Below are 14,481 nucleotides of genomic sequence, written 5' to 3' on the forward strand. Positions count from 1 at the left end.
TTTCTTTTCCGAACCGGCCGCTCAAGGCGCGAAAATCGACCAGTTCATCATCCTGGCGAGCTTCTCCAGCGCGATCGAGCCGAGCTTGGAGTTGCCGTTCTCATTGAGGCCGGGCGACCAGACGGCAAGCGAGGCCACGCCCGGCACGATGCCAAGAATGCCGCCGCCGACGCCGCTTTTTCCTGGAATGCCGACGCGGAAGGCGAAATCGCCGGAGCCGTCATAGTGGCCGCAGGTCAGCATCAGCGCGCCGATGCGGCGCGCCCGCTCGGTCGATACGACCGAATGTCCTGTGGCCGGGTTGCGGCCGCCTTTGGCAAGGAAGCGGCCGGCCATGGCGAGTTGCCGGCAACTCATGGCGATGGCGCAGTGGTGGAAGTAGACGCCCAAGGCCAGCTCCGGCTCGTGATGGAGATTACCGAAGGATTTCATGTAGTTGGCCAGAGCGAAATTGCGGTAGCCCGTGGCGCGTTCGGAGGCCGCGACCTCGCGGTCGATGATGATCGTGTCGTCGTCGGCGAGGAACTGGACGAAGCGCAGGATCTCGCCGATCGCCTCGCGCGGCTGATGACCGGCAAGCAGGACGTCGGAGATGACGATGGCGCCGGCATTGATGAACGGATTGCGTGGAATGCCGTTCTCGTGCTCGAGCTGGACGATCGAGTTGAACGGATTGCCGGACGGCTCGCGGCCGACGCGATGCCAGAGCGCATCGCCGACCTTGCCGAGCGCCAAGGTCAGAGTGAACACCTTCGAGACGCTCTGGATCGAAAAAGGCTGATCGGCATCGCCCGCAAGGAGGACGCGGCCGTCATTGGTCACGGCGGCAATGCCGAATTTCGTCGGATCGACCTGGCCGAGCTGCGGAATATAGGTGGCGACATTGCCGCGATCGGTGCGCTCCGCCATTTCGGCGGCGACTTCGCCCAGCGCCTGCTCGAGTTCCGGCATGGCGTCTATTTCAGCCAGCGTTCGATGCGCGCCAGCGCCTCGACCATGTCGTCGTGGCTGCCGGCATAGGAAAAGCGCATCGTGCGGTGGCCCTGGAGCGGATCGAAGTCACGGCCGGGCGTGGCCGCCACATGCGCATCGGCCAGCATTTTTCGCGCGAAGGCCATGCTGTCATTGGTGTGCCTTGTGACGTCGCAGAAGGCGTAGAAGGCGCCGTCCATGGGTGCCGCAAGCGCGAAGCCGAGCTCCGGCAGGCGCTTCATCAAAAGGTCGCGGTTCCAGGCATAGCGGGCCTTCACCGCCTCCAGTTCTTGCGTGGCCTTGAAGGCCTCGATCGCGGCGATCTGCGACAGTTCCGGCGGCGATATGTAGAGGCTCTGGGCAATGCGCTCGATCGGCCGCACCAACTCGTCCGGCAGTACCATCCAGCCGATGCGCCAGCCGGTCATGCAGTAGTATTTGGAGAAGGAGTTGATCACCGTCACGCCGGCGCCACAGGTCAGCGCGCTGACGTCCGGCGCGGTATAGGCCAGCCGGTGGTAGATTTCGTCCGATATCACCGCGATGCCGAGTTCCTCCGCCGTTTTCACCAGCGCGGAAAGCTCATCCGCTGGAATGATCGCGCCGGTCGGGTTGGCGGGGCTGGCGAACAGCACGCCTTTCAAGGGTTTCTCGCGATGCGCGCTCTTCAAGTGATCGGCATGCAGATAGGCATCCGAGCCAAGCTCGATCTCGACGATTTCGATGCCGAGCGCGGCCATGATGTTGCGGTATGCCGGATACCCGGGTGCTGCGATGGCGACGCGGTCGCCCGGGTCGAACATCGCCAGGAAAGCGAGGTTGAAGGCTGCAGACGAGCCAGTGGTGACCGCGATTCGGGCCGGCGCGACGTCGATCCCGTAATGCTCGCCATAGTGCGCAGCGATCGCCTTGCGCAGCTCAGCCAAGCCCAAAGCGTCGGTGTAGCCGATGCGGCCGTGCTTGAGCGCCAGAGCCGCGGCTTCGCGGACACCGGCCGGCGCCGGGTCCGACGGTTGGCCGACCGCCATCGACACCACGGGAACACCGGTGGCCTTCAGCCGGTTGGCCTCTGCCAGGATATCCATGGCGTGGAACGGCTCGACCTCGCCGCGGCGTGAAAGCGAAACGACCATCTGACCTCTTTCACCTGTCTTTGGTTGGCGACACTCCGGGCGGAACTTGCCCTGGAATTGCCGCGGTTCGACGGCAGCGCCGCACAAATGCCCGATTGATGTGGGGATCACAAGCGCGCAGGAAGTTACCGGCGCCGACTTTTCATCCTTCGCCCGCTCGTCTACCAGTGGACCAATCATGTTGAGCCGACCCGAACTATGATGGCCAGATCGAAAATAGCGCGAACCGCGCGCGGCTTCGCGACCCTCCTGCTTGCCGTCGCGGTCGCGGTATCGACGTCGGTGAATGCGTTCGCGCAGGGCGTTCCGGTGGTGCGCGACGCCGAGATCGAAGCGCTGGTGCGCGACTATGCCCGGCCGATCTTCAGGGCGGCGGGCCTCGCCAATGACGGCATCGACATCGTTCTCGTCAACGATCAGAGCTTCAACGCGTTCGTCACCGGCCGCCGCCTGTTCATCAACACCGGAGCGCTGGTGACGGCCGAAACGCCGAACGAGATCATCGGCGTCATCGCGCACGAGGCCGGCCATATTGCCGGCGGCCACCAGCAGAAGCTGCGCGACCAGCTCGACCGCGCCAAGACCATGGCCATCATCGCCACGCTGCTCGGCGCCGGCGCGATGGTCGCCGGCGCCACGACCAACAGCCGCGGCCTTGCCGGCGCCGGCATGGGCGTCGCCGCAGGCGGCGGCGAGATGGCACAGCGCAGCATCCTTGCCTATCAGCGAGGCGAAGAAATCACCGCCGACCGCTCGGCGATCACCTATCTCAACGCCACCGGCCAGTCAGGCATGGGCATGCTGAAGACCTTCGCCCGCTTCCAGAGCGCGCTTTCGCTGTCGGGCACGCAGCTCGATCCCTACCGGATCAGCCACCCGATGCCGCAGGAGCGCATCGCCAATCTCGAAGTCCTGGTCAAGGCGAGCCCCTATGTCGGCAATGTCGACCCGCCGGCGCTGCAGCAGCGGCACGACATGATGCGCATCAAGATCGCCGCCTATATGCAGGGCCAGGCGGCCGTGGCGCGGCTGATGCGCAAGAACCCGACCAGCCTCGCCTCGCGCTACGGCGACGCGCAGCAGACCTATCTCTACGGCAATCCGGGCGCCGCGCTGACGAAGACTGCAGCATTGATCAAGGAGCAGCCGAAGAACCCCTATTTCCAGGAATTGCGCGGCGACATCCTGATGAAGGTCAACAAGCCCAAGGACGCCGCGGATGCCTATGCCAAGGCCGTGAGCCTGGACCCGGCGCGGTCCGGATTGCTGTTGGTTTCGCTCGGCCAGGCGCTGATGGCGGTAGGCACGCCGGATTCAATTAAGAAGGCGGTGACCCAGCTCAACAACGCGATTGGGCGCGACAAGGAAAATGCGGAAGCCTATCGCTATCTGGCGCAGGCCTATGGCGAATTGGGACAAATTCCGGCCGCCGATCTCGCCACCGCCGAAGGTCATTTCTATTCGGCCGACTACAAGAACGCGAAAATCTTCGCCCTGCGCGCTCAACAGAAGCTGAAGCGCGGCGAGCCCGGCTGGCTTCGCGCGCAGGATATCATAAACTACACGCCATCGAACAAACTCAAATGAACGTCCCGGCCGTGCGCGGCGACTAAAATGGACCGGGACAGGCAGAAGGAAATGATCATGAACAAGGCAATCCTGCTCGGCAGCGCCGGCGTGGCGGTAGCGCTCGGCATTCTGGCATTCGGCTTCGTGGCAGGAAGCCCGCAGGCCGCGAAGGCCGATACGACGCAAGCCATCCAGGTGACCTCCGCGGACAGCAAGATCGACCGCAAAGAGGTCGAAGGCATCATCCGCGACTATCTTCTGAAGAACCCGGAGGTTCTGCTCGAAGTTCAGGACGCGCTCGAGGCCAAGCAGAAGGAAGAGCAGCGGCTCGCGGCGCTCGGCGTCATCAAGAATGCGAAAGACGAGATCTTCAACTCCACCTTCGACGGCGTCGTCGGCAACCCGCAGGGCAAGGTCACCATCGTCGAGTTCTACGACTACAATTGCGGCTTCTGCAAACGCGCCATCGAAGACATGAAGGCGCTGACGAAGGCCGATCCGGACCTGCGCTTCGTGCTCAAGGAATTCCCGATCCTCAGCCCGGATTCGCAAAAGGCCAGCGTGGTGTCGATGGCCTTCCATCTGATGATGCCGGAGAAGTACGGAGAATTCCACACCGCGCTCCTCGGCGGCCAGGGCCGCGCCACCGAAGCGACCGCCATGAAGGTCGCGCTTTCGCTCGGCGCCGACGAAGCGAAGCTGCGCGAGAAGATGAAGGATCCGAGCATCAACGAAGCGCTCTCCCGGACCTACGACCTCGCCACCAAGCTGTCGATCACCGGCACGCCGTCCTATGTGGTCGGCAACGAGGTGGTGTTCGGCGCGCTCGGACAACAGGTTCTGGCGGAAAAGATCGAGCAGGCAAAGAGCGCGCTCTAAGTAATTGCGGGCCGCGCCAGCAGGCGGTTTTCGGCCTGTTGTGGACAGCGAAAGAACGCACTTGCGCTCTTTTCGCCGGCGGCTATGCCCATTATAGAGGGTCCGGCGCGCCGGCTTGAGGCCGGCGCCGAAGAGGTCGGCATATTGAAAACGATTTTCGTCCTGAACGGTCCCAATCTCAATGCACTCGGCAAGCGCGAGCCGGGCATCTATGGCGGCAAGACGCTTGCCGCCATTGCCGAGGATTGCAAGGCCGCAGGCAAGGCGCTTGGGCTCGCGATCGATTTTCGCCAGTCCAATCACGAGGGCGATCTCGTCGACTGGATCCAGGAAGCCGGCGACAAGGCCGCAGGCATCGTCATCAATCCGGGCGCCTACAGCCACACCTCGATTGCCATCCACGACGCCATCCGGGCGATTGCGCCGCTGCCTGTCGCTGAAGTCCATCTTTCCAACATCCACGCGCGGGAGCCTTTCCGTCACGTCTCCATGGTCGCGCCGGTCGCCGTCGGCATGATCTGCGGATTCGGGCCGCTCGGCTACACGCTTGCGCTGCAGGCACTGGCGGCACGCCTGTGACCGGCTCCCAAACAGAAGGCTCGAAAATGTCGATAAAGAAGAACGGTGTTGACCAGCAGCTGATCCGCGATCTGGCGGGCATACTGAACGACACCAACCTGACCGAGATCGAGGTCGAGCTCGGCGACCTGAAGGTGCGCGTGTCGCGCCAGTCGCAGGCCGTCCATGCGGTCGCCGCTCCGCTTCCTATTCAGGCCGCTGCGGTGGTTGCCGGGCCGGCCCAGGCGGCAGCGGCACCTGCGACGGTAGCCGATCCTTCCAAGAACGCCGTGCCCTCGCCAATGGTCGGCACCGCCTACCTGGCGCCCTCGCCCGACGCCAAGGCGTTCATCGAGATCGGCCAGAAGGTGAAGGAAGGCCAGACGCTGCTCATCATCGAAGCGATGAAGACGATGAACCAGATTCCCTCGCCTCGCGCCGGAACGGTGACGGCGATCCTGATCGAGGACGCCCAGCCGGTCGAATACGGCATGCCGCTCGTGGTCATCGAGTAGAGCCGGGAACAGCGGGCAGATGTTCCAGAAGATCCTCATCGCCAATCGCGGCGAAATCGCACTCCGAGTGCTGCGCGCCTGCAAGGAGCTCGGCATCCAGACGGTGGTGGTCCATTCGACGGCCGATTCCGACGCCATGCATGTGCGGCTTGCCGACGAGAGCGTCTGCATCGGCCCGCCGCCGTCGCGCGAGAGCTATCTCAACATCCACCAGATCGTCGCCGCCTGCGAGATCACAGGCGCCGACGCGGTGCATCCTGGCTACGGCTTCCTGTCGGAAAACGCCAAGTTCGCCGACATCCTCGCCGCCCACAACATCACCTTCATCGGCCCGTCGGGCGACCATATCCGCATCATGGGCGACAAGATCGAGGCCAAGCGCACGGCAAAGCGCCTCGGCATCCCGGTCGTGCCTGGTTCCGATGGCGCGATCAGCGACGAGAAGGAAGCAAAGCGCGTGGCCGCCGAGATCGGCTATCCGGTGATCATCAAGGCTTCGGCCGGCGGCGGCGGCCGCGGCATGAAGGTGGCCCGCACCGAGACCGACCTCGAAGTGGCGCTGCACACGGCAAAGTCGGAAGCCGGCGCCGCCTTCGGCGACGACGCCGTCTATATCGAGAAATTTCTGGAGAAGCCGCGCCATATCGAATTGCAGGTGTTCGGCGACGGCGCCGGCCGCGGTGTGCATTTCGGCGAGCGCGACTGCTCGCTGCAGCGCCGCCACCAGAAGGTGTGGGAGGAGGCCAACTCCCCCGCCCTCAATGCCGAGGAACGCGCGCGCATCGGCGGCATCTGCGCCAAGGCGATCGCCGATCTCGGCTATTCCGGCGCCGGCACCATCGAATTCCTCTACGAGAACGGCGAGTTCTATTTCATCGAGATGAACACCCGCCTGCAGGTCGAGCATCCGGTGACGGAAGCGATCACCGGCATCGACCTCGTGCACGAGCAGATCCGCGTCGCCTCGGGCGCCGGGCTGTCGGTCAGGCAGGAAGACATCAAGTTCAACGGCCACGCCATCGAGTGCCGCATCAACGCCGAGGATCCGCGCACCTTCACGCCGTCGCCCGGCACGATCACGCATTTCCATACGCCTGGAGGCCTCGGCATCCGCGTCGATTCCGGCGTCTACTCCGGCTACAGGATCCCGCCCTATTACGACAGCCTGATCGGCAAGCTGATCGTGCATGGACGCAACCGGGTCGAATGCATGATGCGGCTGCGGCGCGCGCTCGACGAGTTCGTCGTCGACGGCATCAAGACGACGTTGCCGCTGTTCCGCGACCTGGTCGGCAATCCGGACATCGCCAATGGCGACTACGACATCCACTGGCTGGAAAAATATTTGGCCAAGGAGGACTAGGTCTGTCGAGATTCAGGTGATGACGGCCTGCCCTAAGCGCATCGCTCTGAAACGGATTCAGGCGACGCGCTTCAAATCGTTGTTTTGATGCATGTCGTTCTTCCAAATCGCTGCGCACTTTTGGGCGACATGCGTTGTGGTCTTGCGGTTATAATGGCGCAATGACTCGTCCCTACGCGCCCGGTTATCGCATCCCGACCGACCTGCTGCTGAAAGCCTATGCCTCGGGCGTCTTCCCTATGGCCGAGAGCGCGACTGATCCAGAGGTGTTCTGGGTGCGGCCGGAAACACGTGGCATTATCCCGCTCGACGGCTTCCACACGCCGCGCAGCCTGAAGAAGACGATCCGCAGGCATCCTTTCGACATCCGCTACGATTTCGACTTCGAGGCGACGATCGACGGCTGTGCCGAAAAACGCGACGAGCGCCGCTCGACCTGGATCAATGCCCCGATCCGTGAAGCCTATATCGATCTCTACCGGCTGGGCCACTGCCATTCGGTCGAGGCCTGGCGCGCGGGCCGGCTGGTCGGCGGCCTCTATGGCGTGTCGCTCGGGCGCGTGTTCTTCGGCGAGAGCATGTTCGCCCGGGAAACCGACGCCTCGAAGACCTGCCTCTATTATCTTGTCGAGCGGCTGAACGAACGCCGTTTCGCACTGCTCGATACGCAGTTCACCACCGAGCACCTCAAGCGCTTCGGCGCCATCGACGTGCCGCGTAGCCGCTATGAGACGATGCTGGCCGAGGCCCTGAAGGGCGAGGCTACCTTTTATCCCTGAGGCGTAGGCCGTCAGGGACCGGCCGATGTTTCTATCGGCGTCTGCGCATGGAACATCATCTTCCAGCCGTCGGCGCGGTGGACATAGCCGGTGCTGACGAGAGCGGCATAGGGCTCGCCGTTTTCCCGTGTCGCGCGCGCTTCGTAGGTCAGCATGACGATATCGCTGCCAGGTTCGACCATGCCTTTCGGCTTGATGTCGAGATCGCGCCAGCGATTGGGCTTGCTCGCGGTCTTGGCCAAATCGGCATTGGTCATTGTCTGCGCCATCTGTGGAAAGGCGACCAGGCACTCCGCGTCGGCGTTGGCCTCGTAGTAGGCGGAATCTCCGGTCCAGAAGCCCTTCTCGATCTCGAGAAGTTCTTGCTTGTTGGCGGTGATTGGCCTGATCTTGGCCATGGTGGAATCCTCCCGTCGCTGTTGCCGTTTACCAACGGATTGCGAAAATGAGGGTTCCGAGGTCAGTTCGCGTCGGTGGTGTCCGTACCGTCCGGCGAGGGCGCGGTGTCCGTCGGCTCGGGCGCAGCTTCGGCCGGCTGCTCCTGCGCCGGAGCTTTCGGCTTGGCGGCATTGGTCTTCGGCTTGCCCGTATCCGCCTTGGCGGCGGTCGGCGGCGGCACGTCAGACTTCTGCTTGCAGGCCTTCAGCCAGACGTCATAGACGGCATGCTCGACGGCGTTGAGACCGGGGCTTTCGGCGAACATCCAGCCGGTGAAGATGCGGCGAATCTTGCGATCGAGCGTGATCTCGTCGACCTCGACGAAGGAATCGGTCTTCGGCTGCTCGGTCTCCGGCCGCGAGTAGCAGACGCGCGGGGTCACCTGCAGGGCGCCGAACTGCACCGTCTCGTCGATATAGACGTCGAAGGTGATGATGCGGCCGGTGATCTTGTCGATGCCGGCGAATTCGGCGACCGGGTTGGTGACGCGGTCGGAGGCTGCCGGCGCCGCCGGCGCCTGTGCTGCGGCGAACACCGCCGTCGAGGCAGCCAGAATGGAAACTGCCGCGAACAATCCGGTCGAGATTCGGCTGAAAGCGCTCATGCAAGGATACCGGTGGTTGCGCCCGGGTGATTCTCTCAATCGCCCAAGGCTAATCATGGCTGCGATATCAGCAAGCAGCTAAACGCCAATTGTGGCGACAAAGGACCGAAAGACGCGTTTACGAGCCGGGCGTCCAGGCGTCGTAGTCGCCAGTCACCTGCGGGCGGTGCTGGTTGGTCAGGATGGAACCCTGCGGGCGATAGGCGCCGGGCGTTCCGGTCAGGTTCGGCCGATGCGGCTTCTGCCACTCGCGAGCCTTGTAGCTCTCGCTCGAGGGAGGCGTGTCGACGCGATGATGGATCCAGCCATGCCAGCCCGGAGGGATCTTCGAGGCTTCGGAATAGTCGCGATAGATGACCCAGCGGCGGGTGCGGCCTTCCGAATCGACGCCGCCTTCATAGTAGACGTTGCCGGCCTCGTCCTCGCCGACCTTCTTGCCGAATCGCCAGGTGTGGAAGCGCGTGCCCAGCGTCTGGCTGTTCCACCAGGTGAAAAACTGCAGCAGGAAAGTCTTCATCCGGATCCTCGTGGCGGCAGCGGCCGCGCTGTCTCCTGCTTATGGCGTCAGGTCATCGCGAAGGCAAGGGTTTTGCCGCGCCGCGCGATGTAAACGCTTCGTGCGCCAAAGCGCGTCGCGCTGAAACCGATTCAGGCGACGCGCTTTGGTTTTGTTTTATGCATGTCGTTTTCGCAAAACCGCTGCACACCTTTGCGCGACATGCATTAATCGATACACGCGCGGAGATGTCGCCAGCCCTGCTTGCCAAGCGTTGCCTGTGTTTCTAAAGCTCGCACGCGCCCGGTAAGCGGGCATCTGGCCCTCGCCGGTTGAGGAGGTGACGATTGGCCCCAGAACGGTCCACCGGCAATCGGATCGGCGCCGAAGACATTCGCCGCCGCAAAGGCGACGTGCCGATCGTCTGTCTCACCGCCTACACCTATCCGATAGCCCGCATGCTCGATCCACATGTCGACCTGCTTTTGGTCGGCGACAGCGTCGCGATGGTGCTGCATGGCCATGACACGACGCTCGGCGCCTCGCTGGAGATGATGATCGCGCACGGAAAAGCGGTCATGCGCGGCTCCACAAAGGCCTGTGTCGTCGTCGACATGCCCGCGGGCAGCTACGAGACCTCGGCCGCGGAGGCCGTTGCCTCGGCAAAACGCATCGTTAGTGAAACCGGCTGCCAGGCGGTGAAACTCGAGGGCGGCGTCGGCATGTCAGCGCAGATTGCGGCCATCGTCGCCGAAGGCATCCCGGTGATGGGCCATATCGGCCTGCAGCCGCAATCCGTGGAAAAGGACGGCGGCTACAAGATCAAGGGCCGGACCGAGGAAAACATTGCCGCACTGTTTCGCGACGCCGAAGTGGTCGAAAGAGCCGGCGCCTTCTCGATCGTCATCGAAGGCACGGTAGAGGCGGTGGCCTCGGATCTCACCCGCCATATCGCCATCCCGACCATCGGCATCGGCGCCAGCGGCGACTGCGACGGCCAGATCCTGGTCATAGACGACATGATCGGCATGACCGTCGACCGCGTGCCGAAATTCGTCAAGGAATACGCAAACCTGCGCGACACCATTTCGGATGCGGCGGCGCGTTACGCCGCCGAAGTGCGCGGCCGCGCATTTCCGGGACCGGACCACGTCTTTTCGGCGACATCGGGCAAGGACAAGGCATGAGTAGGCCAATCGTCGTCGACAGTGTTGCGGCGCTGCGCGCGCAAATCCGGAACTGGCGCCAGGACGGCCAGAGGATCGCCATGGTGCCGACCATGGGCGCCCTGCATGACGGCCACATCTCTCTGATCAGGATCGCGCTCGAAAAGGCCGAGCGCTGCGTCGTCTCGATCTTCGTCAATCCGACCCAGTTCGCGCCGACAGAGGACCTGGACAAGTATCCACGCCAGCTCGTCCGCGATCTCGACCGGTTGCGGGAAGCGGGCGCGCATCTCGCCTTCACGCCGGGCGTGGCCGAGATGTATCCGGCCGGCTTCGCCACCAAAATCTCGGTCGGCGGCCCCTCTTCCGGCCTGGAAACGGATTTCAGGCCGACCTTCTTTGATGGTGTCGCCACGGTGGTGACCAAGCTTTTCCTGCAGGCAGCGCCCGATTGCGCCGTGTTCGGCGAGAAGGATTATCAGCAGCTTTGCGTCGTCAGGCAGCTTTGCCGCGACCTCGATCTGCCGGTCGAGATCATCGGCGCGCCGACCGTGCGCGACCTGCACGGTCTCGCCATGTCGTCGCGCAATGCCTATCTCAGCGAGGTCGAACTTGGCGTCGCGCGCATGCTCAACTTGGTCTTGCGTCAAACCGCTGTGAAACTGGCCTCCGGTGGGGACGAGGCAAGTGCTGTGGGCGAGGCCGCGGAAGCGCTCGTCCGGGCGGGCTTTCGAAAGGTCGACTACGTCGCCGCGCGCGAGGCCGTGACGCTCAGGTCCTGGCGGCGGGACAGCGACGGCCGCCTGCTCGCCGCCGTCTGGCTCGGGACGACCAGGCTGATCGACAATGTCGAGATTCCTGGCGGCTGATCGAGCTCGGGCCGGCTAACTCAGCTGCTTTTCCAGCACGATTGCCGGCATTCCCGAACCACCGCTGCAATCGGCGGTCCTGCCGGCCGGCCGGAACCCGTTCGCCTCATAGAAGGCAATCGCCGGAGCATTTGCCGCTTCCACCTCCAGCCGCAATGTCCGCGCTTCAGGGAAGCTGGCCTCGATCTCCTTGATCAGCGATCGGCCGATTCCTTGCCGCTGGCAGTCCGGGCGGACATAGAGCTGGTTCAGGAGGACGATCTTCGGATCCGTGGTGGCGGAAGCGAAAGCCATGCCGCCGATGCGCTGGCCGTCGTCAGCCACCAGGAATTCCGAATTGGGGCGCGTCAGCCGCGCCTTGAGCGAGGCGATCGAATGCCAGTCATCCGTGATTTCGGTGACCCGCTTGACGCCATAGATGGCATCGTAGGTAGCGTGCCAGGTCTCGACCAGCAGCGCTCGGATCGTTGCAAGATCGCGTTCGCTGGCGGTGCGGATGAACATGTCTATTCGATGCCGAGCTTGGCCTTGACCAATTCGTTGACCGCCTGCGGGTTTGCCTTGCCGCCGGTCGCCTTCATCACCTGGCCGACAAACCAGCCGGCCATGGTCGGCTTGGCGCGCGCCTGCTCGGCCTTGTCCGGATTGGCTGCGATGACCTCGTCGACCGCCCTCTCGATGGCGCCGGTGTCCGTGACCTGCTTCATGCCTCGGCTTTCGACGAGCTGGCGCGGATCGCCGCCCTCGTTCCAGACGATCTCGAACAGGTCCTTGGCGATCTTGCCGGAGATCGTGCCTTCCTTGATCAGGTCGATGACGGCACCGAGCTGCTCTGGCGAAACCGGAGCGTTTTCAATATCTTTTCCGGCCTTGTTGAGAGCACCGAGCAGGTCGTTGATAACCCAGTTGGCAGCAAGCTTGCCGTCACGCCCCGAGGCCACCTTCTCGAAATAGTCGGCGATCGGCTTTTCCGATACCAGCACCGATGCGTCGTAGGTCGAGAGGCCCAGCGATCCGATAAGGCGCGCCTTCTTGTCGTCGGGCAGTTCCGGCAGATGCTCAGCCAAAGCCTCGACATAGGCCTGGTCGAATTCCAGCGGCAGAAGGTCTGGATCCGGGAAATAGCGGTAGTCATGCGCCTCTTCCTTTGAGCGCATCGAGCGCGTCTCGCCCTTGTTGGGATCGAACAGCCTTGTCTCCTGCTCGATCGCGCCGCCGTCCTCCAGGATGGCGATCTGCCGGCGGGCTTCGGATTCGATCGCCTGGCCGATGAAGCGGATCGAATTGACGTTCTTGATCTCGCAGCGCGTGCCGAATTCGCCGCCGGGGCGGCGCACCGAGACGTTGACGTCGGCGCGCAGCGAGCCTTCGTCCATGTTGCCGTCGCAGGTGCCGAGATAGCGCATGATGGTGCGCAGCTTGCTGACATAGGCCTTGGCCTCGTCGGCGGAGCGCATGTCCGGCTTGGAGACGATCTCCATCAGCGCCACGCCCGAGCGGTTGAGATCGACATAGGACATGGTCGGATGCTGGTCGTGCATCGACTTGCCGGCATCCTGCTCCAGATGCAGCCGTTCGATGCCGACCTCGATGTCCTCGAACTCGCCCTGCCGGTCGGGCCCGACGGAGACGATCACCTTGCCCTCGCCGACGATCGGCTGCTTGTACTGCGATATCTGATAGCCCTGCGGCAGGTCCGGATAGAAATAGTTCTTCCGGTCGAAGACCGACTTATGATTGATCTCGGCCTTGAGGCCCAGCCCGGTGCGGATCGCCTGCTTGACGCACTCCTCGTTGATCACCGGCAGCATGCCGGGCATCGCCGCGTCGACGAGGCTGACATTGCCGTTGGGCGCGGCGCCGAAGGAGGTCGAAGCGCCGGAGAAGAGCTTTGCCTCGGACGTCACTTGCGCATGCACTTCGAGACCGATGATGATCTCCCAGTCGCCGGTGGCGCCGGAGATCAGGCGTTTCGGGTCGGGCGTGCGGGTATCGATGATGCTCATGGAGGCCTACAGACTTAGAATTCTCGTATATGCATGAGACGCATATTTTGGTGTGCAACTTCGCTAGTGCAAACCGCCCGGCGAGACAAGCGCAAAGCCGCATGCTGGCCTTTTCCGCCGCCTTCGCTTATAGGACGTCCATCCCAATGGAGAGTGGATGTCCACTTACGCTCAGTCCCGGTAAGGCCCTGACCTCCTAGCGAGGCAGGGCAGAGAACTTGAAATCCCGTGCCGCGATTTCTCGCGGCGGCGGCTTTTGTTGTTTTCCCGGGAATTCTTCAATGGACATTTCGCGCATCGAACAGCGCATCCTGCACCTGCTCGCGCAAGGCGGGCGCATCGAAATCGAGAAAAACGAGAGGAAAAAGATCGCTTCGGTCCAGTGCCTGACCCGCGACGGCTGGCGCTATCCCGGCGTCGATCTCGAACTGTTTCGAAAACTGAAGCGGAAGAAGGCGGTTTCGTCGTCGGGTGGCGGCCCCTACCGCATCACCCGGCGCGGGCTCGAACTCGTCCGCGCCGAACTGGACAACCGCTAGAGCGTTTCACCGTTTCATGGAAACGGCGAACCGCTCTATCTCTTTGTTTTTACGCAATTCCGGACGGAAAACCGTTACACACTTTTCCTGGAATTGCTCTAGCCACAGTTCCGCCGGCCGAAAGCGGCCGGCGGTTCCCTTTGGCCCTGCCTCAGGCGGTGGCGATGTAGGCCCTGATCTCCTCGGCCTCGCGCTCGACATCCTCGATGCGGCGCTTGACCACGTCGCCGATCGAGACGATGCCGTCGAGCATGCCGTCCTTCTCCACCGGAAGATGGCGGAAGCGACCCTTGGTCATGATCTCCATGACCTCGTTGACTGTATGGTTCTCATTGCAGATCTTGACCTTGGGCGTCATGGCCGAGCGCACCGCGATATCGAGCGCTGTCGCCCCTTCCCTGGCCAGCACCCGCACGATGTCGCGCTCCGAGAGAATGCCGACGATCTTGCGGTCGCCATTGGTGATGACAAGCGCGCCGATCCGGTGTTCGGTCAGGATGCGAATGGCTTCGCTCAGCTTTTCGTTAGGCCCGAGCGTGAACACATCATGGCCTTTTTGCTCGAGAATTGCCTTCACAGTCATGGCGTCCTCCTA

General features: G+C 63.2%; 17 protein-coding genes. 9 read left to right on the forward strand and 8 right to left on the reverse strand.

What is annotated here, in order from left to right:
- Window positions 1-21: 21 nt before the first annotated feature.
- Both AC4FWB_RS02065 and AC4FWB_RS02070 read right to left on the reverse strand, forming a co-directional pair.
- The gene (locus AC4FWB_RS02065; RefSeq protein WP_491024098.1) at window positions 22-951 is read right to left on the reverse strand and encodes a glutaminase; all 930 of its coding nucleotides are present in this window, start codon (window positions 949-951) and stop codon (window positions 22-24) included.
- 5 nt (window positions 952-956) lie between these two features.
- Window positions 957-2,105: a pyridoxal phosphate-dependent aminotransferase gene (locus AC4FWB_RS02070; protein WP_491024099.1), complete on the reverse strand. Its 1,149-nt coding sequence runs from the start codon at window positions 2,103-2,105 to the stop codon at window positions 957-959.
- A gap of 201 nt (window positions 2,106-2,306) precedes the next feature.
- Between AC4FWB_RS02070 and AC4FWB_RS02075 the strand changes: the two genes are divergently transcribed.
- The 6 genes from AC4FWB_RS02075 to aat all read left to right on the forward strand — a co-directional run bounded on the left by AC4FWB_RS02075 (window position 2,307) and on the right by aat (window position 7,768).
- Window positions 2,307-3,692: a M48 family metalloprotease gene (locus tag AC4FWB_RS02075; protein ID WP_491024100.1), complete on the forward strand. Its 1,386-nt coding sequence runs from the start codon at window positions 2,307-2,309 to the stop codon at window positions 3,690-3,692.
- A gap of 57 nt (window positions 3,693-3,749) precedes the next feature.
- A complete protein-coding gene (locus AC4FWB_RS02080) occupies window positions 3,750-4,553 on the forward strand; it encodes a DsbA family protein (protein WP_491024101.1) in 804 nt (267 codons plus the stop codon).
- A gap of 144 nt (window positions 4,554-4,697) precedes the next feature.
- Window positions 4,698-5,132 (forward strand): type II 3-dehydroquinate dehydratase, encoded by a 435-nt coding sequence (gene aroQ / locus AC4FWB_RS02085; protein ID WP_126100187.1) that lies wholly within the window; start codon window positions 4,698-4,700, stop codon window positions 5,130-5,132.
- A gap of 26 nt (window positions 5,133-5,158) precedes the next feature.
- A complete protein-coding gene (gene accB, locus AC4FWB_RS02090; RefSeq protein ID WP_491024102.1) occupies window positions 5,159-5,626 on the forward strand; it encodes an acetyl-CoA carboxylase biotin carboxyl carrier protein in 468 nt (155 codons plus the stop codon).
- 19 nt (window positions 5,627-5,645) lie between these two features.
- Window positions 5,646-6,989, forward strand: coding sequence for an acetyl-CoA carboxylase biotin carboxylase subunit (gene accC, locus AC4FWB_RS02095; RefSeq protein ID WP_491024103.1), 1,344 nt, complete (start codon window positions 5,646-5,648; stop codon window positions 6,987-6,989).
- A gap of 161 nt (window positions 6,990-7,150) precedes the next feature.
- Complete coding sequence (aat, locus tag AC4FWB_RS02100) at window positions 7,151-7,768, forward strand: leucyl/phenylalanyl-tRNA--protein transferase (RefSeq protein WP_491024104.1); 618 nt, start codon at window positions 7,151-7,153, stop codon at window positions 7,766-7,768.
- Window positions 7,769-7,779: 11 nt separating this feature from the next.
- Here the strand turns inward: aat and AC4FWB_RS02105 are convergent, their stop codons facing one another.
- The 3 genes from AC4FWB_RS02105 to AC4FWB_RS02115 form a co-directional block, all read right to left on the reverse strand.
- Complete coding sequence (locus tag AC4FWB_RS02105) at window positions 7,780-8,166, reverse strand: hypothetical protein (RefSeq protein WP_491024105.1); 387 nt, start codon at window positions 8,164-8,166, stop codon at window positions 7,780-7,782.
- Window positions 8,167-8,228: 62 nt separating this feature from the next.
- Entirely contained in the window at window positions 8,229-8,810 is a 582-nt protein-coding gene (locus AC4FWB_RS02110) for a DUF2155 domain-containing protein (protein ID WP_491024106.1), read from the reverse strand.
- A 118-nt stretch (window positions 8,811-8,928) separates the two neighbouring features.
- Window positions 8,929-9,327 carry an NADH:ubiquinone oxidoreductase subunit NDUFA12 gene (locus tag AC4FWB_RS02115; RefSeq protein WP_491024107.1) on the reverse strand — a complete coding sequence of 133 codons (399 nt, stop codon included), beginning with the start codon at window positions 9,325-9,327 and terminating at the stop codon, window positions 8,929-8,931.
- Between the two features lie 326 nt (window positions 9,328-9,653).
- On the opposite strand from AC4FWB_RS02115, the gene panB reads away from it, so the two are divergent.
- The gene (panB, locus tag AC4FWB_RS02120; RefSeq protein WP_491024108.1) at window positions 9,654-10,493 is read left to right on the forward strand and encodes a 3-methyl-2-oxobutanoate hydroxymethyltransferase; all 840 of its coding nucleotides are present in this window, start codon (window positions 9,654-9,656) and stop codon (window positions 10,491-10,493) included.
- Window positions 10,490-11,341 carry a pantoate--beta-alanine ligase gene (panC, locus tag AC4FWB_RS02125; protein ID WP_491024109.1) on the forward strand — a complete coding sequence of 284 codons (852 nt, stop codon included), beginning with the start codon at window positions 10,490-10,492 and terminating at the stop codon, window positions 11,339-11,341. Before panB ends, panC begins: the two co-directional genes overlap by 4 nt.
- Before the next feature lie 15 nt (window positions 11,342-11,356).
- Here panC and AC4FWB_RS02130 read toward each other — a convergent pair whose 3' ends face one another.
- Together AC4FWB_RS02130 and gatB are read right to left on the reverse strand one after the other, a co-directional pair.
- Complete coding sequence (locus AC4FWB_RS02130; protein ID WP_491024110.1) at window positions 11,357-11,845, reverse strand: GNAT family N-acetyltransferase; 489 nt, start codon at window positions 11,843-11,845, stop codon at window positions 11,357-11,359.
- Window positions 11,846-11,847: 2 nt separating this feature from the next.
- Window positions 11,848-13,347, reverse strand: coding sequence for an Asp-tRNA(Asn)/Glu-tRNA(Gln) amidotransferase subunit GatB (gatB, locus tag AC4FWB_RS02135; protein ID WP_491024111.1), 1,500 nt, complete (start codon window positions 13,345-13,347; stop codon window positions 11,848-11,850).
- Window positions 13,348-13,628: 281 nt separating this feature from the next.
- Between gatB and AC4FWB_RS02140 the strand changes: the two genes are divergently transcribed.
- Window positions 13,629-13,886 (forward strand): YjhX family toxin, encoded by a 258-nt coding sequence (locus tag AC4FWB_RS02140; RefSeq protein ID WP_491024112.1) that lies wholly within the window; start codon window positions 13,629-13,631, stop codon window positions 13,884-13,886.
- A gap of 151 nt (window positions 13,887-14,037) precedes the next feature.
- Here the strand turns inward: AC4FWB_RS02140 and AC4FWB_RS02145 are convergent, their stop codons facing one another.
- Window positions 14,038-14,469 (reverse strand): CBS domain-containing protein, encoded by a 432-nt coding sequence (locus tag AC4FWB_RS02145; RefSeq protein ID WP_491024113.1) that lies wholly within the window; start codon window positions 14,467-14,469, stop codon window positions 14,038-14,040.
- Window positions 14,470-14,481: the final 12 nt, after the last annotated feature.

The sequence above is a fragment of the Mesorhizobium sp. LEGMi-168a genome (assembly GCF_058312955.1).